Source organism: Mycolicibacterium boenickei, from assembly GCF_010731295.1.
GTDB lineage: Bacteria > Actinomycetota > Actinomycetes > Mycobacteriales > Mycobacteriaceae > Mycobacterium > Mycobacterium boenickei.
In genome coordinates this window covers 4,773,704-4,795,405 of record NZ_AP022579.1, presented here as the reverse complement: position 1 = coordinate 4,795,405, position 21,702 = coordinate 4,773,704, and the positions used below count along the sequence as shown (strand labels likewise).

General features: G+C 68.0%; 21 protein-coding genes. 15 read left to right on the top strand and 6 right to left on the bottom strand.

Going from position 1 to position 21,702, the window contains the following annotated elements; translation table 11 throughout:
* Positions 1-813 carry an orotidine-5'-phosphate decarboxylase gene (gene pyrF / locus G6N57_RS22840; protein ID WP_077739264.1) on the top strand — a complete coding sequence of 271 codons (813 nt, stop codon included), beginning with the start codon at positions 1-3 and terminating at the stop codon, positions 811-813.
* Between the two features lie 193 nt (positions 814-1,006).
* On the opposite strand, the gene G6N57_RS32115 is transcribed toward pyrF, so the two are convergent.
* Positions 1,007-1,570 carry a hypothetical protein gene (locus tag G6N57_RS32115; protein WP_234815875.1) on the bottom strand — a complete coding sequence of 188 codons (564 nt, stop codon included), beginning with the start codon at positions 1,568-1,570 and terminating at the stop codon, positions 1,007-1,009.
* Positions 1,571-2,069: 499 nt separating this feature from the next.
* Here G6N57_RS32115 and mihF point away from each other — a divergent pair, with 499 nt between their 5' ends.
* From mihF to metK, 5 genes are all read left to right on the top strand, one after another.
* Entirely contained in the window at positions 2,070-2,384 is a 315-nt protein-coding gene (gene mihF, locus G6N57_RS22830) for an integration host factor, actinobacterial type (RefSeq protein ID WP_003880790.1), read from the top strand.
* An 11-nt stretch (positions 2,385-2,395) separates the two neighbouring features.
* The gene (gmk, locus tag G6N57_RS22825; RefSeq protein ID WP_077739265.1) at positions 2,396-2,989 is read left to right on the top strand and encodes a guanylate kinase; all 594 of its coding nucleotides are present in this window, start codon (positions 2,396-2,398) and stop codon (positions 2,987-2,989) included.
* 91 nt (positions 2,990-3,080) lie between these two features.
* Positions 3,081-3,407 (top strand): DNA-directed RNA polymerase subunit omega, encoded by a 327-nt coding sequence (gene rpoZ, locus G6N57_RS22820; protein WP_036444461.1) that lies wholly within the window; start codon positions 3,081-3,083, stop codon positions 3,405-3,407.
* An 18-nt stretch (positions 3,408-3,425) separates the two neighbouring features.
* On the top strand, positions 3,426-4,673 hold the full coding sequence (gene coaBC, locus G6N57_RS22815; RefSeq protein ID WP_077739266.1) for a bifunctional phosphopantothenoylcysteine decarboxylase/phosphopantothenate--cysteine ligase CoaBC: 1,248 nt from the start codon (positions 3,426-3,428) through the stop codon (positions 4,671-4,673).
* Positions 4,674-4,816: 143 nt separating this feature from the next.
* Positions 4,817-6,016 (top strand): methionine adenosyltransferase, encoded by a 1,200-nt coding sequence (metK, locus tag G6N57_RS22810; RefSeq protein ID WP_003880794.1) that lies wholly within the window; start codon positions 4,817-4,819, stop codon positions 6,014-6,016.
* Positions 6,017-6,096: 80 nt separating this feature from the next.
* On the opposite strand, the gene G6N57_RS22805 is transcribed toward metK, so the two are convergent.
* Positions 6,097-6,696 carry a TetR/AcrR family transcriptional regulator gene (locus tag G6N57_RS22805; RefSeq protein ID WP_077739267.1) on the bottom strand — a complete coding sequence of 200 codons (600 nt, stop codon included), beginning with the start codon at positions 6,694-6,696 and terminating at the stop codon, positions 6,097-6,099.
* Positions 6,697-6,792: 96 nt separating this feature from the next.
* Here G6N57_RS22805 and G6N57_RS22800 point away from each other — a divergent pair, with 96 nt between their 5' ends.
* Positions 6,793-7,266 (top strand): SRPBCC family protein, encoded by a 474-nt coding sequence (locus G6N57_RS22800; protein ID WP_077739268.1) that lies wholly within the window; start codon positions 6,793-6,795, stop codon positions 7,264-7,266.
* Between the two features lie 4 nt (positions 7,267-7,270).
* Here G6N57_RS22800 and G6N57_RS22795 read toward each other — a convergent pair whose 3' ends face one another.
* A complete protein-coding gene (locus tag G6N57_RS22795; protein WP_077739269.1) occupies positions 7,271-8,743 on the bottom strand; it encodes a flavin-containing monooxygenase in 1,473 nt (490 codons plus the stop codon).
* The gene (locus tag G6N57_RS22790) at positions 8,743-10,122 is read right to left on the bottom strand and encodes a cytochrome P450 (protein ID WP_077739270.1); all 1,380 of its coding nucleotides are present in this window, start codon (positions 10,120-10,122) and stop codon (positions 8,743-8,745) included. The genes G6N57_RS22795 and G6N57_RS22790 overlap by 1 nt, the downstream gene beginning before the upstream one ends.
* 83 nt (positions 10,123-10,205) lie before the next feature.
* Between G6N57_RS22790 and G6N57_RS22785 the strand changes: the two genes are divergently transcribed.
* Positions 10,206-11,249: an AraC family transcriptional regulator gene (locus G6N57_RS22785; protein ID WP_097926476.1), complete on the top strand. Its 1,044-nt coding sequence runs from the start codon at positions 10,206-10,208 to the stop codon at positions 11,247-11,249.
* A 54-nt stretch (positions 11,250-11,303) separates the two neighbouring features.
* Here G6N57_RS22785 and G6N57_RS22780 read toward each other — a convergent pair whose 3' ends face one another.
* On the bottom strand, positions 11,304-11,960 hold the full coding sequence (locus G6N57_RS22780; RefSeq protein WP_077739272.1) for a suppressor of fused domain protein: 657 nt from the start codon (positions 11,958-11,960) through the stop codon (positions 11,304-11,306).
* Positions 11,961-12,108: 148 nt separating this feature from the next.
* On the opposite strand from G6N57_RS22780, the gene G6N57_RS22775 reads away from it, so the two are divergent.
* Both G6N57_RS22775 and G6N57_RS22770 read left to right on the top strand, forming a co-directional pair.
* Positions 12,109-13,188: a catalase family peroxidase gene (locus G6N57_RS22775; RefSeq protein ID WP_234815876.1), complete on the top strand. Its 1,080-nt coding sequence runs from the start codon at positions 12,109-12,111 to the stop codon at positions 13,186-13,188.
* Positions 13,185-13,751, top strand: a complete 567-nt coding sequence (locus tag G6N57_RS22770) for a cytochrome b (protein ID WP_077739273.1) — start codon at positions 13,185-13,187, stop codon at positions 13,749-13,751. Before G6N57_RS22775 ends, G6N57_RS22770 begins: the two co-directional genes overlap by 4 nt.
* A gap of 3 nt (positions 13,752-13,754) precedes the next feature.
* Here the strand turns inward: G6N57_RS22770 and G6N57_RS22765 are convergent, their stop codons facing one another.
* Positions 13,755-14,699, bottom strand: a complete 945-nt coding sequence (locus G6N57_RS22765) for an alpha/beta hydrolase (protein WP_077739274.1) — start codon at positions 14,697-14,699, stop codon at positions 13,755-13,757.
* Between G6N57_RS22765 and G6N57_RS22760 the strand changes: the two genes are divergently transcribed.
* The 5 genes from G6N57_RS22760 to G6N57_RS22740 all read left to right on the top strand — a co-directional run bounded on the left by G6N57_RS22760 (position 14,662) and on the right by G6N57_RS22740 (position 21,571).
* A complete protein-coding gene (locus tag G6N57_RS22760) occupies positions 14,662-15,468 on the top strand; it encodes a lysoplasmalogenase (RefSeq protein WP_077741718.1) in 807 nt (268 codons plus the stop codon). The two genes, G6N57_RS22765 and G6N57_RS22760, sit on opposite strands and share 38 nt — an antisense overlap.
* Complete coding sequence (locus G6N57_RS22755; RefSeq protein ID WP_097926473.1) at positions 15,465-17,465, top strand: primosomal protein N'; 2,001 nt, start codon at positions 15,465-15,467, stop codon at positions 17,463-17,465. Before G6N57_RS22760 ends, G6N57_RS22755 begins: the two co-directional genes overlap by 4 nt.
* Before the next feature lie 48 nt (positions 17,466-17,513).
* The gene (locus tag G6N57_RS22750; protein WP_163646655.1) at positions 17,514-19,334 is read left to right on the top strand and encodes a DUF2207 domain-containing protein; all 1,821 of its coding nucleotides are present in this window, start codon (positions 17,514-17,516) and stop codon (positions 19,332-19,334) included.
* Complete coding sequence (locus G6N57_RS22745) at positions 19,328-19,864, top strand: LemA family protein (RefSeq protein WP_077739276.1); 537 nt, start codon at positions 19,328-19,330, stop codon at positions 19,862-19,864. Before G6N57_RS22750 ends, G6N57_RS22745 begins: the two co-directional genes overlap by 7 nt.
* Before the next feature lie 108 nt (positions 19,865-19,972).
* Positions 19,973-21,571 carry an HNH endonuclease signature motif containing protein gene (locus G6N57_RS22740; protein ID WP_077739277.1) on the top strand — a complete coding sequence of 533 codons (1,599 nt, stop codon included), beginning with the start codon at positions 19,973-19,975 and terminating at the stop codon, positions 21,569-21,571.
* Positions 21,572-21,702: the final 131 nt, after the last annotated feature.

Genomic DNA, 21,702 nt, shown 5'->3' with positions numbered 1-21,702 from the left:
ATGGAGGCTTTCGGGCAACGGCTGGCCGCCGCGGTGTCGGAGCGGGGGCCGCTGTGCCCCGGCATCGACCCCCACCCCGAGCTGCTGAGGGCCTGGGGGCTGTCTGCCGACGCCGACGGCCTGGCCGCGTTCAGCGACATCTGTGTGACGGCCTTCGCGGGGTTCGCGATGGTCAAGCCGCAGGTGGCGTTCTTCGAGGCGTACGGGTCGGCCGGTTTCGCGGTGCTGGAGCGCACGATGGCCGCGCTGCGCGAGGCCGGGGTACTGGTGCTGGCCGATGCCAAGCGCGGAGACATCGGCTCGACCATGGCCGCCTACGCCGCGGCGTGGGCCGGTGACTCACCGCTGGCCGCCGATGCGGTGACCGCGTCGCCGTATCTGGGTTTCGGGTCGTTGCAGCCGCTGTTGGACACCGCCGCGGCCCATGGCCGGGGCGTGTTCGTCCTTGCCGCCACCTCCAACCCGGAGGGGCCGAGCGTGCAACGCGCCATGGCCGGGTCGCGCACCGTGGCGCAGTCCGTCGTCGACGATGTGGCTGCCGTGAACGGGACGGCAGGTCAGCCCACCGGATCGGTCGGTGTGGTGGTCGGTGCGACGGTGACCGACCTGCCCGATCTGAGCGCGCTGGGCGGCCCGGTGCTGGTTCCCGGGGTCGGGGCCCAGGGCGGTCGGGCCGATGCGCTGGGCGGGTTCGGAGGTGCCCGTCTCGTGCTTCCCGCGGTGTCTCGTGAGGTGCTGCGGGCAGGTCCGGCCGTGGCCGATCTGCGAGCGGCGGCCGAGCGCCTGCGCGACGAAGTCGCCTACCTCATCTGACCGCCCTCACCCGACGGCGTCCGCAGCCCGACGCGTGGGCCGCGTTCCGCCGTGCCGCGCGCCGTTTTCCACGCCTGGGTCGTGGACGTCGCGTGGTCGCGACCCAGGCGTAGAAAGCGATGACTGGGGCGAGACACGTTCGAGCCCAGTCGGATTGGTCAGCCGGCTGTCAGATCCGTTGTGGCACAGCCGGTCACAGCGGAATCCAGATACCGAAGAACCAGAAACCCCACGCGTTGTAGCCCGGATCGAAAATGGGTGTCACCCAGCTGCCGTTGTAGTTGAACGGCTGGTGATCGAACCGTCCCTGGTCCACGCCACGCCACGCCAGGTCAGGGGGTGGCGGTCCCCAGTGCCGGCCACGGTCGTCGGGGCCGCCAGGGCCTCGGTCACCCGGCCATCCGGGACCGCCTGGACCTCCGGGCCCACCCGGGCCGCCGGGCCAGCCGGGACCACCCGGCCCACCGGGCCCGTCAGGGCCCCCTGGACCGCCCGGACGGTCCGGTCCACCCGGTCCGCCTGGTCCGCCCGGCCCACCGGGGTGTTCGGGCCCTCCTGGGCCTCCTGGGCCACCGGGACGGTCGGGTCCACCCGGTCCGCCCGGCCCCCCAGGTCCTGGTCCGCCCGGTCCCTGGCAGTTGCCGAAGCCGCACGGCGGCCCGGGTTGGGCCGCTGCTACGCCGGCGCCCGCCGCCAAGGTGGCGGTTCCGAGCGCGATGGCTACAGCAGAAGCGCAGGTCAGACGCTTGATGTTCATGTCCAGCTTCCCTTCGGGGGTCATGGATACCCGACCAGGCGAGGCTATTTAGCCAAGCTGTGTAATCGCTATGTGGCAATTAGGCGCGGGCTGGGCACCGTGAAACGCACCCCGGTTGGCGTGCGCGATGCCGGCTCCGACACGCCCGACACGCCGTGACCAGCGAAAATTTTCTCGAATACCCGGCGGTAACCGGGTCCGGTGGCGTCGGAACCGGTGCTGGACCCCTGAGTAGTTAGCTGTCAGTCGCTCGAAATGCATTGACTTGCAGGAATATCCGGCCCGGTGTGGACCTCGCGACGATGCCGGGCGGCGCTTTCGGAGGCGAACCGGGTGTCGCGGGCGCGCACTACACGCTGGGCTTTTAGCGCCGTAACCAGGGGGTGGCGTTCGCATTCGTCAGCCAGCGTGGGTAGGTTCGTCGTCGCTGGCTGGTTTGCACTCCAGCCGTACAAAACAAGAATGGCCGAAGAAGAATCGCCAGGAGACGGAGGAACCCGTGGCCCTTCCCCAGTTGACCGACGAACAGCGCGCGGCAGCGTTGGAGAAGGCTGCTGCCGCACGTCGAGCGCGAGCCGAGCTCAAGGATCGACTCAAGCGCGGCGGCACCAACCTCAAGCAGGTGCTCACCGACGCCGAGACCGATGAGGTCTTGGGCAAGATGAAAGTTTCTGCGCTGCTCGAGGCCCTGCCCAAGGTTGGCAAGGTCAAGGCGCAGGAGATCATGACCGAGCTGGAGATCGCCCCGACCCGCCGTCTGCGCGGCCTCGGTGATCGTCAGCGCAAGGCCCTCCTGGAGAAGTTCGACCAGTAGAGACCCCCGCATTGAGCGCTGGTAGAGGGGCCGGACAACACACAGCGACGGCTCCGGTCGTCGTGTTGGCCGGCCCCTCCGCTGTCGGGAAGTCCACCGTGGTCCGCTGTCTGCGGGAGCGGCTTCCCGACCTGTATTTCTCCGTCTCGGTCACGACCAGGGCACCGCGGCCGGGGGAGGTCGACGGTGTCGACTACAAATTCGTGTCCGCGGAACGCTTTCAACAGCTGATCGACGACGGTGAGCTGCTGGAATGGGCCGAAATCCACGGCGGGCTGCACCGCTCCGGAACACCTGCCCAGCCTGTGCGCGACGCCACCAGGGCCGGCCGCCCGGTCCTGATCGAGGTTGATCTGGCCGGTGCGCGAGCCGTCAAGCAGGCCATGCCCGAGGTGACGACGGTGTTCCTGGCACCGCCGAGCTGGGACGAACTGGTCAGCCGATTGTCGGGTCGGGGCACCGAGACACCCGAGGTGATGGCCAGGCGATTGGAGACCGCGCGGGCCGAAATGGCCGCGAAGTCCGACTTTGACCAGGTTGTCGTGAACCGCCAGTTGGATACCGCATGCGCTGAATTGGTATCCTTGCTGGTGGCCAGCCGATGACTCACAGTGCCGGGACCGACGCGATCGGGTCCGCGAGCCACCCGAGGCTGTCCACTAAACGCATTTTCGCTAACCGCCAGGAGACTTTTTCGTGAGCACCCCGCACGCCGACGCGCAGCTGGCCGCTGCGGACGACTTGGGTATCGATTCGTCCGCTGCCAGCGCCTACGACACGCCGCTGGGCATCACCAACCCGCCCATCGACGAGTTGCTGGACCGCGCGTCGAGCAAGTACGCGCTGGTCATCTACGCCGCCAAGCGCGCGCGTCAGATCAACGACTACTACAACCAGCTGGGTGACGGCATCCTCGAGTACGTCGGACCTCTGGTCGAGCCGGGTCTGCAGGAGAAGCCGCTGTCGATCGCGATGCGGGAGATCCACGAGGACCTGCTCGAGCACACCGAGGGCGGCGAGTAGCCAGGCCAGGGCCGGGACGTGAGCGCGGGTAAGCGAATCGTCGTCGGTGTGGCCGGCGGCATTGCCGCCTACAAGGCGTGCACCCTGGTCCGTCAACTCACCGAGGCGGGCCACTCGGTACGCGTCTTGCCCACCGAGTCGGCTCTGCGCTTCGTCGGAGCAGCCACGTTTGAAGCCCTGTCGGGCAATCCCGTGCACACCGGTGTGTTCACCGACGTGCACGAGGTTCCGCACGTCCGGATCGGCCAGGAGGCCGATCTCGTCGTGGTCGCACCCGCTACCGCGGACCTGCTGGCGCGCGCGGTCGCAGGCCGCGCCGACGATCTGCTGACCGCCACGCTCCTGACGGCGCGATGTCCGGTGCTGTTCGCCCCGGCCATGCACACGGAGATGTGGTTCCACCCGGCCACCGTCGACAACGTGGCCACGCTGCGCCGGCGGGGCGCCGTGGTGCTGGAACCCGCATCCGGTCGGCTCACAGGGGCCGACAGCGGCGCGGGCCGGTTGCCCGAGGCCGAAGAGATCGTCACTTTCGCGCAGCTTCTGCTGGAGCGGGGCGATGCGCTGACCTATGACCTGGCCGGAGTCAAGGCCCTGGTGACCGCGGGCGGTACCCGCGAACCCCTCGATCCGGTGCGGTTCATCGGCAACCGCAGCTCCGGCAAGCAGGGCTACGCGGTGGCGCGGGTTCTGGCCCAGCGCGGCGCCGACGTGACGCTCGTCGCGGGGAACACCGCGGGCCTGATCGACCCGGCCGGCGTCGACGTGGTGCACATCGGCTCGGCCGCGCAATTGCGTGACGCGGTGACCAAGTACGCCCCCGAGTCCAACGTCCTGGTGATGGCCGCGGCCGTCGCCGACTTCCGGCCCGCACAGGTGGCGACCGCCAAGATCAAGAAGGGCGGCGCGTCCGAGCCCAGCTCCATCGACCTCGTCCGCAACGACGACGTCCTCGCCGGAGCGGTGCGGGCCCGGTCCGAAGGGCAGCTGCCGAACATGCGGGCCATCGTCGGCTTCGCGGCCGAGACCGGTGACGCCAACGGCGATGTGTTGTTCCACGCCAGGGCCAAACTCCAGCGCAAGGGATGCGACCTACTCGTGGTCAACGCGGTGGGGGAGAACCGGGCATTCGAGGTCGACCACAACGACGGTTGGTTGCTGAGTGCCGACGGTGCCGAGGTCGCACTCGAGCACGGTTCGAAGACTCTGATGGCCACCCGTATCGTGGACGCAATCGTGGCGTTCCTGGGCAAGCGCGACGGGTGATCTGGTTCCGCATCAATGTGCGGATAAGGGTTGCGCATCGGCGTCCCACGCGCTTGGGTGCAACAGGGCATGGATATTATTCGCCTAACTAAGTAGTTTTGAGACTGAGAACTTTTTCAGATCGGCAAGGAAGGAAGCAGACCGTGAGCGAAGGTCGCCTGTTTACCAGTGAGTCGGTAACCGAAGGGCACCCCGACAAGATCTGTGATGCGATCAGCGACTCGGTGCTCGACGCGCTGCTGGAGCAGGATCCCAAGTCGCGGGTCGCGGTGGAAACCCTGGTGACCACCGGCCAGGTGCACGTCGCCGGCGAGGTCACCACCTCTGCCTACGCCGACATCCCGAAGATCGTCCGGGACCGCATCCTCGAGATCGGCTACGACTCGTCGACCAAGGGCTTCGACGGCGCTTCGTGCGGTGTGAACATCGCCATCGGCGCGCAGTCGCCCGACATCGCCCAGGGCGTCGACACCGCCCATGAGGCGCGCGTCGAAGGCGCCGCCGATCCGCTGGACGCCCAGGGCGCCGGCGACCAGGGCCTGATGTTCGGATATGCCATCGGCGACACTCCCGAGCTCATGCCGCTGCCCATCGCTCTGGCCCACCGGCTGTCGCGGCGGCTGACCGAGGTCCGCAAGAACGGCGTGCTCGATTACCTGCGCCCGGACGGCAAGACCCAGGTCACCATCCAGTACGACGGCCGGACCCCGGTGCGGCTGGACACCGTGGTGCTGTCCACCCAGCACGCCGACGGCATCGATCTCGACGGCACCCTGACCCCGGACATCCGGGAGAAGGTCGTCAACACCGTGCTGGCCGACCTCAACCACGAGACGCTGGACACCTCCGATTTCCGCCTGCTGGTCAACCCGACCGGCAAGTTCGTCCTCGGCGGGCCGATGGGTGACGCCGGTCTGACCGGCCGCAAGATCATCGTGGACACCTACGGCGGCTGGGCCCGTCACGGCGGCGGTGCCTTCTCCGGCAAGGATCCGTCAAAGGTGGACCGTTCGGCCGCGTACGCGATGCGCTGGGTGGCCAAGAACGTTGTCGCCGCCGGGCTCGCGGAGCGCGTCGAGGTCCAGGTGGCCTACGCGATCGGCAAGGCTGCCCCGGTCGGCCTGTTCGTCGAGACGTTCGGCACCGAGACCGTCGACCCGGCCCGGATCGAGAAGGCCATCAGCAGCGTGTTCGATCTGCGCCCCGGCGCGATCATCCGTGACCTGGACCTGCTGCGGCCGATCTACGCCCAGACCGCGGCGTACGGCCACTTCGGTCGCACCGACATCGAGCTGCCCTGGGAGCAGCTCAACAAGGTCGACGACCTGAAGGCCTCGGTCTAGCTTTTCCTCGACAGCCCCCGGTCACTGACCGGGGGCTGTCGCGTTTCCCGGGCAGCATCGCGTTGATCTGGGCGGGATGGTCAGGTGTGGTAGTGCTCTACGACACGGCCCGCGAGGGCATGGGCCCACTCCAGTCCGTCATCGGTGCCGAACAGCTCGCGGCGGGTATTGCCCGCACTCAGGTAGGCGTCGACCCGGAAGGTGTCTTCGGCGGGGTCGGGTGAACCCGCGACGGAGAACTCGTTTTCCAGCAGATCCAGCCACTCCCGCTTGAGGTTTCGCACCGCGTCGGCCACGGGCCCGGTCCGGTGCCCGAACTCGACCGATGTGGCCGATACGAAGCAGCCGCCGGGAAACACCGCGGCGCGCAGGTAAGCCAGCCAGGAATCGAGAAGGGCGTCGAGCCGCGCGGCTCCGGGCCGAGAGCTCAGGGCCGGACGGATCACCACGTCGATGTAGACCTCGCGCGCCTCGGCGACGGCGGCCAGCTGGATCGCCTCCCGGTTGCCGAAGACGGTCAGGATTCCGCTCTTGCTCACTCCGGTCGCCGTGGACAAGCCGCCCACGGTGATCCCGTCCAGGCCGTGGGTGGTGGCGATATCTGCCGCGGTGCGCGCGACCAACCGGCGGGTGGCATCACCGCGCGCCCGCCGCCCGTCAACTGCAGGCACAGCGGTCATCAGTTCACAGTAGCCACAGTCTGGACGAAGGGCGGCCGCGTCGCGTACGGTCTTGACCTATATGCGACCGATCGGTCGTATAGATTGGAGGATGAAGTGACTACCACGTTCAAGCCTCTCCTGGAACGCCGGATCACCATCGACGCCACACCTTCCGCGGTGTGGGAGATCATCCGCGACATCCGACGCATGTCGCAGTGGAGCCCGCAGGTGGTGTCGGTGAAACTGCGCGATCCCGACGAGGACATCCGGCTCGGAACGACGTTCACCAATCTCAACCGCCAGGGTGAGCTTGAGTGGATCACGCACGGAGAGGTGGTGCGGTACGTGCCAGAGGAAGAGATCGCTTTCCGGATCGCTGAGAACTACGCGATCTGGTCGTTCTCGATCAGCGCCGAGGGTGCGGCCGCCACGGTGCTCACCCAACGGCGCGAGACGCCCGACGGCATATCGCAACTTTCGCTCGATCTGACCGAGTCGCACCTCGGCGGCCAGCAGGCCTTCACCGAACTGCTGGAAGCCGGAATGGTGCAGACCCTCACCGCGATCAAGGAATGCGCCGAGTCCTGAGGGGCTACGACGTGAACGCGTAATCGTCCAGCGGGAAGCTGCGGCTGCGCCAGTACGCCTCGACCGTGGTGGCCGGCCGCAGCGGCACATCGCCGTTGGCGTCGAAGTAGTAGCTGTTGGCCAGGTTGCAGCTGTCCTGCCAGAAGATCTGGCGGTGCCGCTTGCGCATCATCTCGGCGAAGTACCGGTCGTTGGCCTCCTGGCGGACCTCGACGCGGCTGGCGGCGCGGTGCTCGGCCTGGGCGATACACCGCACCAGGTGGCGGGTCTGCGCCTCGATCAACGCGAAGTACGACGACCCGACGTAGCCGTACGGGCCCATCACCGAGAAGAAGTTCGCGAAACCGGGGACGCTGACGCCTTCGTAGGCCTGCATCCGGTGCTGCCTCCAGAACTCGCTCAGCGACTGCCCGCCCGACCCGATGATGTCGAAAGTCAGCGCGTCGACGTCCATCACCTTGAAGCCGGTGGCCAGGATGAGCACGTCGGCGTCATGGCTCTCACCGTCGGCGGTGGCGACGCCCGCGCCGGTGATCTTGTCGATCGGTTCGGTGACCAGCCGGACGTTGTCTCGGTTGAATGTGGCCAAATAGGTGTTGTGGAAGCCGGGTCGCTTGCATCCCACCGCATACCGAGGTGTGAGCTTGTCGCGCACCTGCGGATCGCGGACCTGCTGGCGCAGATAGGCCCGGCCGGCCGCTCCGGCGCGCTTGGCGAACGGGTTGATCGTGAAGTACTGCGCGGCGAGCGGGAAGGTGAACTCCACATACGCCTGGCTGATCAGCCGGTGCAGCGTCCGGCCGCCCGGCAGCCGCATCAGGGTGCGGGCGATCGGCGGGATCGGCACGTCTAACTTCGGGAAGCACCAGATCGGGGTGCGCTGAAACACGTTGAGCTGCTTGACCTTCGGGGCGATCTCGGGGATCACCTGGACTGCCGAGGCGCCGGTGCCGATGATCGCGACCCGCTTGCCCGTCAAATCCAGGGTGTGGTCCCAGCGGGCGGTGTGCACGGTAATCCCGGCGAAGGAGTCCACGCCGTCGATCTCGGGCAGCTTCGGGATGGTCAGCACCCCGCTGGCGTTGACCAGGAACCGGGCCGTGAGCGTGGCACCGGATTCGAGGTCGAGCCGCCACAGGTTCTCGTCGTCGTCGAAGACCGCGCGGGCAACCGTGGTGCTGAACCGGATCCGGGGCCGCAGACCGTACTTGTCCACGCAATTGTCGGCGTAGTCCCGCAGCTCGCTGCCGGGAGCGTAGGTGCGGGACCACCTTCGTGACTGCTCGAACGAGAACTGATACGAGAACGACGGGATATCCACGGCCACACCGGGATAGGTGTTCCAGTACCACGTGCCGCCGGCTCCGTCCCCGGCCTCGAGGATCAGGTAGTCGTGCAAGCCCGCCTTGTCGAGCGCAATCGCGGCGCCGATGCCGGAGAACCCGGCACCGACGATGACGGTGTGAACGTCGGGCATCAAGCCACCTCCCGGCTGCGTCCGATCATGTGGACGCCGTGTTTGGGTCTCAACGTCAACGTAGCCTCCAATTCCACCGAGTGATCAGGATTGAGGTCGAACGCGAAGCGCCGGCTCATGATCGCGGCGATCAACACCATCTCCATCAGTGCGAAACTCTGCCCGATGCAGATGCGGCGCCCGCCGCCGAACGGGAGGTAGGCCGAGCGCGGGCGAGCCTTGGCGACATCGCCCAGGAATCGGTTGGGGTCAAAGGTTTCCGGATCGGGCCACCATCGTTTGTCGTGGTGAATTTGGTGGATCGGGATGATCACCGTCGTGCCGGGCCGGATGTGGTGACCGTCGAGGTCATCGGGTTCGATCGCCTCGCGCGCGATGATCCACACCGCGGAGTAGAAACGCTGCGACTCCTGCAGACACGCGGTGGTCCACGGCAGCCGGGTCAGGTCGGCAGCGGTCGGGCGGCGTGCGCCGACCACGTCGTCCACCTCGGACAGCATCCGGTCCCGGGCGTCGGGATGGCGCGCCATCAGATACCAGAACCACGACATCGCGTTGGCCGTGGTCTCGTGCCCGGCGAGCATGAATGTCAGTGCCTCGTCCCGGACGCGCCGGCGGGGCCAGGTTCCGTCGTCGGCGCCGAACAGCACGTTGAGCAGGTCGGCCGATTGCGTGGGATGGGCGATGCGTTCGTCCAGCACGGTGTTCACTGCCGCGTCCAGGGCCAGGGCGATCCGCTGTCCTTCGCGCAGCGGCGGGGGCAGGCGGATTCCGGAGAACGTACTCGCCGCCAGCGCGGCGTAGACCGGACGGGGAAGCAGGCCCAAGAGGCCGAGCCGGCCCAGTAGTTCGGTGCGCCGAAGCCCTCGCGTGGTGAGGTCGCGCATGCTGTGCACGATCGGGCCGAAGTCCTGGCTGAACAGTGCGTTCGAGACCACCCGCAGGGTGGTTTCGACCATGGCCGCATGCATGTCGAACTGCGCGCCGTCGCCTTGTTCGGCGAGCTCGTCGGTGGCTCGCTCGATCGGGTCGATCATCAGGTCGACGATCGTATTGAGGTGCCTGCGCGCGAACGTCGGATTCAGTGCCGCTCGGTGGCCGGCCCAGGAGTCGCCTTCGTCGGTCAGTAGGTTGATCCCCGCCGCGGCTCGGATCGGTTCGTACTCGTTGGACTTGACGTACCGAAGGCGCGCCCGGTGGAGAACGTGGTCGACGTAATCAGGGTGCGTGATCGATACGAAACGTCTTCCTGCACAGCGGTATCTGGTGATGTCCCGGCCCTGGGTCCGGGCCAGGAATCCGCTGTCGGCGCTGAATCCGACCGTGATCGCCTCGCGGGTCATGGTCCAGGTGCTCAGTCGTGCCGCCGGCGCCGCCATGAACCCAGCGTATGAGTGACAGGACGGCCTAGGAATGGGACTATCGGACACAGAGTTGGGATTTTGGGACAGGGATGGGGGTCATGTCCGCCAGGACGGGTTCATCGTGGTCGGCCGATGTGTGCCATCCGATTCATGCCACCAGGGTGCTGTGCGAGGTGGCAGCGGAGCGCGGCGTGACGGCGGCGCGCGTCCTGGCCGGAACCGGTGTGGCACCAGCGGAACTCGATGACCCCGATGGCGTGATCCGCGCCCATGCCGAGATCCTGGCGGTCCGCAACCTGCAGGCCCAGCTGCCTGACGTACCCGGACTGGGCATCGACGTCGGCGGACGGTCGGCCCTGACGCACATGGGGCTGTTCGGGTTCGCCGTCATGTCGTGTGCCACGCTGCGCGAACTGTTCAGTATCGGGATGCGCTACTTCGCGTTGACCACCCTGCAGATCGATCTGCAGCTGTTCGAAGGCGCCGAGGACTGCGTGCTGGAACTCAACGCCGGCCATCTGCCCGCCGACGTCCAGCGGTTCTTCATCGAACGCGACATTGCCGGGATCGCCGCCACCACAAGCAGTTTCGCGTACCCGGTGGTGGCACGCTATGCCGACCGGATGCTCGCCGAGGTATCCATCGGCGAGGAAGTGCTGCAGCCGCTACTGACCTTGATGCCACTACCGAACATCGCATTCGGCCGCGCCCACTCCCGGTTGCACTTCCCTCGCGCCATGCTCGACGAGCCGCTCCCACAAGCTGATCCATACACCCTCGATCTGTGTATCGCCCAGTGTGATGCGCTGATGCAACGCTACGAGCACCGGCGAGGCATCACCGCTGTGGTGCGCAGCAAGCTATTTCGCGATACCGGAGGGTTTCCCTCCCTGCCTGAGGTGGCAGCCGAGCTCGATGTGCATCCGCGGACACTGCGGCGCCGGCTCGCCGACGAGGGCACCTCATTTCGTGCGCTGGTGAACGAGGCACGGTCCACGCTCGCGCGCGATCTGCTGTGCAACGTCGGGCTGACCGTCGACGAGGTATCGCGCCGTCTCGGCTATACCGAGACCTCGACGTTCTGCCACGCGTTCAAACGCTGGCACGGGGTGCCGCCCAGCACGTTCTCGCAGAGACACTGATGGAACAAGCGCCTGGGCGGCTTTATGAGAGTCCCGGACTCGTCGGCCGTGGGCTCATTTTGAGCTGGAATGGTTGATGTCGGTGATGAGCAGGGGATTGGTCTCCGCCATGCTTTCGAGTATCCGCAGTGTGCCGGCCACGCCGTTGTCCAGTGATTGTGCGGCTGCGACGGCGTCGGCGGTAACCCCGACGAGCTGAACAAAGCGCAGCCGTCCGAATCCGGTGTCGATCTGCGTGAGCTGGGGATCGCTACCGAACATGATTGCGGTCAGGTCGGTTTGGGGTGCGCCCAGCGTGATGGGGCCGCCGACTTGGATGCGGTGGCCGATGTCCAGTTCAGCGCTGCCGCTGAAAACCAGGTCTCCGAGCCGTTGCAGAAGCAGCACAGACCAGGTGGGAACCTGTGCCGGCAGTGGTTGCGTGAGATCGATGTCGGCAGCAACCCGAAAGGTCCATTCGAAGTCCGTCCAGATGTCGCCGTCATCTGGACGTGGTTCGGACTCGAACACGTTGGAGAATCCGTAGGTCACCAGGTGCCAGTGCGGGTGAGGGGCCTCGGCGTTCGGGATGGCAGTGATCCCCCAGATTCCTTGGCCGGGGAGGCGCGCATCGGTACGTCCGAAATGCGGTGCGACGTCGGCGAGCCCGGGGTAAAGCTTTGCCAGTGCGGAGTCGATCGCATCCCAGCCAGGCGCCGGATCCATAGGCATGGGCCTGGATGCTACCTCGAAACTCAGCACGTTATGGGTTGGGACACAGTAGATTCGAAGGTTAACTCCAGTGGAAGGCTTCCGTGCGTCGCGGCGGCACTCCGTTCACACTGGAAGGAGTCCAACGGCGAAATGGGGTGCGACCACGATGGAATCCGATGACTCTCCGGCGCTCAACCGCAGACGGGCGCTGCTCGGTCTGGCCGCGGTCGGCGGTGTCGCGGCGGTCGGCGTCGGCGGGCTGGCCGAGGCGGCAGGCTGGTTGCGGCCCGACGCGCTGACACCGGCCGATTTCGCCGACCGTTTCGAGCAGATCGCCGGCCGTCACGACGGATTCCGGCGCAACCATGCCAAGGGCCTGGCCGCGACCGGAACGTTCACCAGCACGGGGGCGGGTGCCCAGGTGAGTAGGGCCGCGGTGTTCAAACCCGGCACAGTGCCCGTCGTCGGCAGGTTCTCATTGTCGGGGGGACTGCCCGACCAGCCCGACAAGGCCGACACGGTCCGAGGCCTCGGGTTGATGTTGCGGCTTCCCGACGGGGAGCAGTGGCGCATCGCGATGGTCAACGTCCCGGTCTTCACCGACAACACACCCCAGGGCTTCTACGACCGGATGCTCGCGTCTCGACCGCAACCGCAGACCGGCAAGCCCGACCCGCAGGCGATGGCCGATTTCCTGGCCGCCCACCCGGAAACCGCGGCGGCGATGAAGATCATCAAGCAAGACCCGCCGAGCGCCGGATTCGCCGACAGCACCTACCGCGGGCTGCATGCCTTCCGCGCCACCAACGACCAGGGCCGGTCGACGTTCGTCCGGTGGACGGCCGTGCCGGCGCACGCGGACGAGCCCGCCCAGCCACCGCGGACCGACGACAAGAACGGCCTCTTCGACGCACTGATCGGCACCGTGGCGCGCGGCCCGATCAGCTGGAAGCTGATCCTCACCCTGGCCGAACCGGGCGACCCCACCAACGATCCGACGCTGCCGTGGCCGCCGAACCGCCCGACGATCGACGCGGGCACCATCACCATCGACGCCGTCCACACCGAAGCCCCCGGAAACGCCCGCGACATCAATTTCGATCCGCTCGTGCTGCCCGACGGCCTGGCCGCCTCCGAGGATCCGGTGCTGCACGCGCGGTCTGCCGTCTACGCCCGATCGTTCAACCGGCGGGCCCGGGAACCCAAGTCGCCCAGCGCCGTCGTCGTCCCCGGAGGTGAGCAATGACCACCGAGACGAAGCAGGCGATCACCCGCTTCAACCTGCCGGCCAGGCTGCTGCACTGGTCCATGGCGGTGATGGTGATCGCGCAGTTCTTCATCGGTGTCACGATGATCGCCGCGCTCAGCTACTACCCGCTGCTGCTGGCGATCCACCGGCCGCTGGGCATAGCGATCCTGGTCTTCGCGATCGTGCGGCTCGTCAACCGGCTGACCCACCGGCTGCCGCCGTTCCTGGCCACAATGGGCCCGGTGGAACGCCGCGTCGCCAGCTACTCCGAATACCTCTTGTACGCACTGCTTTTGGTGCAGCCACTGATCGGTTGGGCCATGCTGTCGGCCGCGCAGTCCCCGGTCGTGATGGTGGGGGCGATCCACCTGCCGGCGATCGCCCCGCACAACATCACCCTCTACGCCGCGCTGCGTACGGCCCACACGGTGGCGGCCTATCTGCTGTTCGCGACGTTCACCGCACACATCTGCGCGGTGCTGTTCCACACTGTGGCGCTGCGCGACGGAATCATCCGTCGAATGTCGCTGTGGCCCAGTAGGAACGAACCCAAGAGTTAGGCCTCAGCCGTGCAGCGCCTCGCGCAACACGGCCATGGCCCGCTCGAACGATTCGGTGGAGGCCGGAACCACGCCGACATAGCCGAGATAGCCGTGCACCAGGGTCTCGGCGTTGTCCAGCTGCACCGGAACGCCTGCCGCAGCCAGCAATTCGGCGTAGCGGATGCCGTCGTCGCGCAACGGATCGTGCCCGGCCACCGCGATGTACGCCGGTGCCAGGCCCGACAGGTCCGCCGCGCGGGCCGGCACGAGCGTGGCCGGCGGATCGGACAGATCGACGTGACCGGCGTACCAACGGGAGAACCCTGTGACGGCGTCGAGTCCCAAAATCGGTGCCTTGGCGTTCTCGGTGAACGACGGCAGGCTGGTGTCCCACGTCGTGGCCGGATACCAGAGCAACTGCAAACGCAACGGGAGGCCGGCGTCGCGCGCCAGCAGGGCCACCACCGCGCTGAGGTTGCCGCCCGCGGAATCGCCGGCCACGGCCATCCGGGTGGCGTCGGCACCCAGTTCGGCGGAGTTGGCGGCCACCCACTGGGTCACGGCCCACACGTCGTCGACCGCGGCGGGGTACGGATGCTCAGGGGCCAGCCGGTAGTCCACCGACACCACCACGGCGTTCGCGCCGACGGCGTGCTGGCGGGCGGTGCCGTCGTAGCTGTCCAGGTCACCCAGCGCCCAGCCGCCGCCGTGGATGAACACCACGACCGGCAGCGTCGTGCCGTCGGCGGTCGGCGGCCGGTACACGCGCACCGGGACCGGACCGGCCGGCCCCTGGATCGCCCGGTCGGTGGCCTCGACCTCGGGATGGACCGGCAACCGCGGGATCTCACTGAACTGGCGGCGGGCCTCCTCGACACCTATGTCGGTGGATAGTTGGAACGGCACTGCCTCCAGTACCTTCTGCAGAATGGCATCGACAGCCGGTTTCTCATCAGCAACGGACATTCCGCCACCGTACGCACACCGCCGGACGGTGTGGTTGTGGGGCGCCGCCGCGGTCATCGGCGCGGCGTACGGCCTGTTTCTCCTCGTGGTGGCGCTGAGGCTGCCTGCCGGGTCCGAACTCACCGGCCAGTTCGTCGCCCAGCCGGCCGTCAAAGCGCTGCCCGCGCTGCTGCTGGCGGGGGCCGCGTGGTCACATCCGATCGTGCGGGAACGCCGCTGGCTGGTGGGGGCCGCGTGGTCACATCCGATCGTGCGGGAACGCCGCTGGCTGGTCGGCGCATTGGTGTTCTCCGCACTCGGCGACTTCCTGCTCGCCATCCCGTGGTGGCAGCCGTCCTTCGTGCTGGGCCTGGCTGCGTTTCTGGTCGCGCACCTGTGCTTCCTCGGCGCACTGCTGCCCCTGGCTCGGCGCTCGACGCCAAGGTTGATCGCCGTCGCGGTCACCGTCCTGGCCTGCCTGGCGCTGCTGACCTGGTTCTGGCCCCGGCTGGTCGAACAGGGGATGGCTGTCCCGGTGGTCGCCTACATCGCGGTGCTCGGAGCCATGGTGTGCGCGGCGCTGCTGGCCCGGCTGCCCACACCGTGGACCGCGGCAGGGGCCGTGTGTTTCGCGGTGTCGGACTCCATGATCGGCATCAGCCAGTTCGTGCGGGGCGACCAGCTGCTCGCCGTCCCGATCTGGTGGGCCTATGCGGCATCGCTACTGCTGATCACGGCGGGCCTGTTCTTCGGCCGGGCGTCAGACAAGTCTGCTAAAGCTGTGCAGTGACGATCACCCGCCGCGCCGCCCAGCATGAGCCCATCGCGCGGGTGCTTCCCCTTCTCACCGTTCCGCACCTGGACCGGGAATTCGACTATCTCGTGTCGGAAGAGCAGTCCGACGACGCCCAGCCGGGTGTGCGGGTCCGGGTGCGCTTCAACGGCAGGCTGGTCGATGCCTACCTGCTGGAGCGGCGATCCGACACCGATCACACCGGCAAACTCGGCTGGCTCGACCGCGTGGTCTCGCCCGAGCCGGTGCTCACCCCGGAGGTCCGCCGGCTCGTCGACGCCGTCGCGGCGCGCTACGCCGGAACGCGCGCGGACGTACTGCGTCTCGCGGTGCCGCCGCGCCACGCCAGGGTCGAGAAGCAGACCCCCGACGAGCCGGATCCGGTCTCGGCCGCCCCGGTCGACACCAGTGCCTGGGCCCGTTACGCGCGCGGCGAACAATTCCTGACCGCGGTCGGTGAGGGCCGAGCCGCGCGGGCGGTGTGGCAGGCGCTGCCCGGAGAGAACTGGGCCCGCCGGCTGGCCGAGGCCGCCGCAGTGGCGGTGAACGCGGGACTCGGTGTGGTGGCGGTGGTGCCCGACCAGCGCGATGTCGATGCGCTGCACGCCGCGGCCACCGAACGGGTGCCCGCGTCGCGGGTGGTCGCGTTGTCGGCCGGGCTCGGTCCGTCTGCCCGCTACCGCCGCTGGCTGGCGGTGCTGCGCGGGCAGGCCCAGCTGGTGATCGGTACCCGGAGCGCGGTGTTCGCCCCGGTCGCCAACCTCGGGCTGGTCCTGGTGTGGGACGACGGCGACGACAACCTCTCCGAGCCACGCGCGCCCTATCCGCATGCCCGTGACGTCGCCATGCTGCGCGCCCACCAGCTGCGGTGCGCGGCGATCATCGGTGGTTACGCGCGGACCGCCGAGGCCCAGGCCCTGGTGCGGACCCGCTGGGCGCACGACGTGGTGGCGGCGCGGCCGGTGGTGCGCGCTGTCGCGCCGCGGGTGGTCGCGCTGGAGGACAGCGGGTACGCCCAGGAACGCGACCCTGCAGCCCACACCGCCCGGCTGCCGTCCATGGCGCTGCAGGCCGCCCGGACGGCACTGCAGGCACAACGCCCGGTGCTCATCCAGGTCCCACGGCGCGGATACGTGCCCGCCCTGGCGTGCGCGCGGTGCCGCACCGTGACCCGCTGCAGGCACTGCACCGGCCCACTCGCTCTGCCGGACCGGGGCAGCGCTGCGGCCGAATGCCGGTGGTGCGGCCGGGCTGAGCCCGCATTGCGTTGTGCGCGTTGCGGTTCCGACGCGGTGCGGGCGGTCGTGGTGGGGGCGCGGCGGACCGCCGAAGAGCTGGGCCGGGCCTTTCCGGGCACCTCGGTGATCACCTCGGGTGGTGACGCGGTGCTCGATGCGGTGGGCGATGGCCCAGCCCTGGTGGTCAGCACGCCCGGCGCGGAGCCGATCGCGGCCGGCGGTTACGGCGCCGCCCTCCTGCTCGACGCGTGGGCACTGCTGGGCCGGCAGGATCTACGCGCCGCCGAGGACACGCTGCGCCGGTGGATGGCCGCGGCGGCCCTGGTCCGGCCGCGCACCGACGGCGGGGTGGTGGCCGTGGTCGCGGAATCGGCCATCGCCACCGTGCAGGCCCTGATCCGGTGGGACCCGGTGGGGCATGCCGACACCGAGCTCGATGCCCGCAGCGAGGTGGGACTGCCACCCGCGGTGCACATGGCGGCCATCGACGGGACGACGACGGCAGTCGAGGCACTGCTCGACACCGCGCATCTGCCCGATGTCGCGGAAACTCTCGGGCCGGTGGAACTGCCGGTGGGTGCGCGCCGCCCGCCGGGTCTGGATGCCGATGCCGAGGTGAGCCGAATGCTGGTCCGGGTGCCCCGCGACGGGGGCCTGGAGCTGGCGGCCGCGCTGCGCCGGGCCACCGCGGTGCTCAGTGCCCGCAAGGATCAGCAACCGTGTCGCATCCAAATCGACCCTCTGCACATCGGGTAAGGCGGATACTTCACCCGTTGTCGGTGAGTACCGAATCAGGAGGCTGCCATGCGCCGGGTGTGCTCGTGGTTGTTTGCGTTGGCGCTCATCGCCTTTGGGCTCCTCTGGCCGCTGCTGTTCAGCGGCTCGGGGTCGGGTGCCGCGACGGGTCCGGCGGATCCGGTGGTGATCACCGACTACCGGGCTGATTTCACCGTCGGTGCCGACGGCCGGATGGATGCGGTCGAGACCATCACGGGAGACTTTCCCGGCGGGCGGCACGGCATCTTCCGCTATTGGGACGTGCAGAACCAGAACAATTCGCACGTTCGGCAGGAACCCGAGATCACGTCGATCACGATGGACGGATCACCGATTCCCTACCAATTGCTGTGGGAGAGCGGCAAGCGGTTCCGGGTGGCCAAGATCGGTGACCCCGCCACCACCCTGGACTGGGGCAGCCACGTTTTCGAACTGCGGTACACGATCGACGGGGTCCTCGACCCGGGCACCGTCGGCGCCCAACACCGGTTCGCCGTGAACACCGGCCATCCCGACGCCCGGTCCGCCTTCTACTGGAACGTGGTCGCGCCGGCCTGGAACAACACGATCGAACGGGCCGACATCTCGGTCACCCTGCCGGCCGCGGTGACCGGGGCGGGGTGCAGTGTGGGATTCGGCGTCGGCGAAGCCTGCACGGATCTGCACATCGACGGCAACACCGTGCGGCTCGTGGCCACCGGCCTGGAGCCCCACACCCCCGTGACGCTTCGCGCCGGCGTCGATGTGGCGACGCCGCCGCAGGCGACTTTGCCGTGGCCCCACACCTGGGACCGCATCCTCGGCCGGTCGGTGCCCACACTGGGCTGGATCGCCCTGCTGACCGGCGGCATGGCACTGCTCGCCTACCTCTGGACGCGGACCACGATCGAACCGGCACCGGGGTTCCCGGTTCAGTACGCGCCGCCGGAAGGGCTCGGGCCGGTACAGACCGAGTTCATCCGCACCGAGACCGTCCCCAAGAACGGGCTGAGCGCGACGCTGTTCCATCTCGCCGAGCGGGGACTCGTGGAGCTGCGGCAGGTCAGTGACCAACACTGGAAGATCAAAGGTCTCGTGAAGCCGGCCGAGTGGGCCGATGTCGATCCGGTCGGCATCGACGTGGCCGCGGCGCTCAAGGTGATGTCCCCGGGTGCGGAGTTCTCCGCCAAGAACACCGCGACGTCGGGCAAGAAGCTGAGTAAGGCCAAGGCAGATATGGCTGTGGCCGTACGCAAGTGGGCGTTCGACGGCGGCTTCATGGTCAGGCGGCGCAAGGAACTGTGGGTCCGCGTCGCCAATGTGGTGGCGTTCTTCGCCGCACTGGCCGGTTTCTTCCTGTGGTTCGGTATCACGTTGTGGGCGTTGCCCTTCGCGGTGTTCTTCCTGTGCTCGGTGCGTGGCTGGCGCGGCGGTGTGGGTACCCGACGAACGGCCGAGGGTCGGGAATTGTGGTCGCGGGCCGAGGGTTTCCACCGTCTGCTGTCGACCGATTCCGCGGAGACCAGATTCGACTTCGCCGCCCGCAAAGACCTCTACCTGGCCTACATTCCGTTCGCGGTGGCCGGCGGCACCGCCGCGTTGTGGGCCAAGAAGTACCAGGATTCCATGGGGGCACCGGCGCCCCAACCGGATTGGTACAACTCGTCGTCATCGTCGTCGGATACCAGCCACGGCTTCACCGGCGGATCCGGCGGCGCGGACTTCGACAGCTTCGAGTCGGCACTATCGTCATCGATCGGGGCATACACGGCCTCGCAGTCGTCTTCGTCCTCGTCGTCGGGCGGCGGGTCGTCGTCGTCCGGCGGCGGCGGGGGTGGCGGCGGAGGGGGAGGAGGTGGATCGTGGTGAGACTGCTGTTGATCGTGGTGCTGGCGCTCGCGGTCGCGGTATTGGTGGGGTTCGTCGTCGGCTACAACAAATTGCGGGCGGCCGATGTGCATGTCGCCGAGGCGTTGAGCGGCATCGATGTCGAGCTGACCCGCCGGGCCGCGCTGATCCCGGCGCTGGTGCAGACCGTGGCGACGTTCGCCTCCCACGAGACGGCCGTCCTGGGCCGGGTCAGCAGTGCCCAGGCGGCGCTGACCTCGGCGACCGGCGGGGCCTCGGTGCAACAGCGCAGCGCCGCCGAACATGATCTCGACTCGGCGTTGACCGGGGTGCTGGCGCTGGGATCGTCCTACCCGCAACTGAATTCGTCGAACAACTTTCTGAATTTGCAGGAGAACCTGGCCGACACCGAGAACAAGCTCGCATTCGCCCGGCAGTACTACAACGACGCCGTCGCCACCCTCAACCGGCTTGCCGGAACCATCCCGTGGGTGTACCTGGCGCCGCTGGCCGGGGTGTCGGAACGGGAGTACTACCGGTCGCCCCAATAAGCTTCGAGGCTCCAGGCAGCCTGAGCTCGCCGAAAAACTTTGGTCACTGTGGCCACGTCAGTCCCAAACTCGGTGTTCCTGTCAGTGTGTCGAACTAGTGTTCGAATCATGGTGATGGCGGGAGTGGTGCAGGGTCGGGAGGTGGTGCAGTCCGTGCTGGCCGGTCACCGTGCCGCGACCGCGGCGTTGGCCGATGTCGATTTCACCGGGTTGGACACCGCGGAGTTGTTGGCGCTGCAGTCCGCGCGGGAACGGCTCGCCCGTACCGAGGCGCTGATCGATCACCGGATCCAGGCCGCCCTGATGGCGCAGGCCAGCCCGCATGAGATCGGCGGGAAATCCTTTAAAGACGTACTGGCCACCCGGATGCGGATCAGCGGCAGGGAAGCTTCCCGGCGGGTGGCCGCCGCCGCCGCTCTCGGGCCGCGCTATGCCATCGGCGGTGAGGTGCTCGACCCGCTGTTTCCCGCGTGTGCCCAGGCGCTGCTGGCCGGCACGATCAACACCGACCACATCACCATCATCCGCGACACCGTGGCCAAGGCCGAAAAATACGTCAACACCGCCGAACTCGGCAAGATCGAATCCGACCTGGTCGCCGCCGCCACCCGCGACACCCCCGAAACCCTCAAAGCCGCTGCCGACAAACTGCTCTATCTGCTCAACCAGGACGGCGACTCGCCTGATGTCGCGGCGCATCTGCGGGGGTTGCGGATCGGCACACAGGACGCCGACGGACTGGTGCATGTCCAGGGCTGGCTGGACCCTGAGACCGCGGCGTACCTGACCACCGTCACCGGCGTCTGGGGTGCCCCGGGCATCAACAACCCCGCCGACCCCGAACCCATCCACAACCCCACACCCAACCCACTCGACGACCAGACCGAGACAGACGACGCCGCGCGCCAGACCGACACCCCTGCCGCTGAGGCCGGCGTGCCCGGGCCTGACGTGTCCGGGCCTGACGTGACCGACTCCGAGGCCGCCGTTCTCGTTGATGAGGAGACTGAACTCGACGCCTGCGAGGAGCAGCAGACCTCTCATGAGCAGGCCACGGCTCAAGCCGCACACGCCCAGCAGGCCGCCGCCGACCGGGACACCCGGACCCAAGCCCAACGCAACCACGACGCCCTCAAAGTCGCGCTACGGGAAGTCCTGATGTCCAAACGACTCGGCCAGCATGGCGGCCTCCCGGTCACCGTGGTGGTCTCCACGACCCTGGCCGAACTGGAAGCCGGCGCCGGCATCGCCGTCACCGGCGCGGGCCTGCGGATGCCGATGAACGACCTGATCCGATTGGCATCACACAGCTTTCACTACCTCACCGTCTACAAACGCCACACCGCCGAACCGCTATACCTGGCCCGCACCAAACGATTGGCCACCACAGCCCAACGCCTGCTGCTCTACAACCGCGACCGCGGCTGCACCCGCCCCGGATGCACCGCCGCGGCCGACCGCTGCGAGGTCCACCACGCCCGAGCCGACTGGCAACACGGCGGCCACACCGACGCCCCCGACCTCGCCCTGGGCTGCGGACCCGACAACCGCCTGGTCGGACTCGGCTGGACCACCACCATCGACCCCGACACCGGCCGCATCCACTGGCACCCAGCACCCCTGATGAACACCGGCCAAGACACCCTCAACCACCACTTCCACCCCGAAGAACTACTCATTCCCCCAGACGAAGCCGACGACGGGTAGAAACCGCCCGCTCAATCACAACCACGCTGACGCGCAGCATGATTGAAATCACCTATGTGCGGAATCGTGCCTGTGAACGCGGCTCTGCGGTGGCGCTGAGAACATCCGGATGCAAGTCCGCCGACCCGACA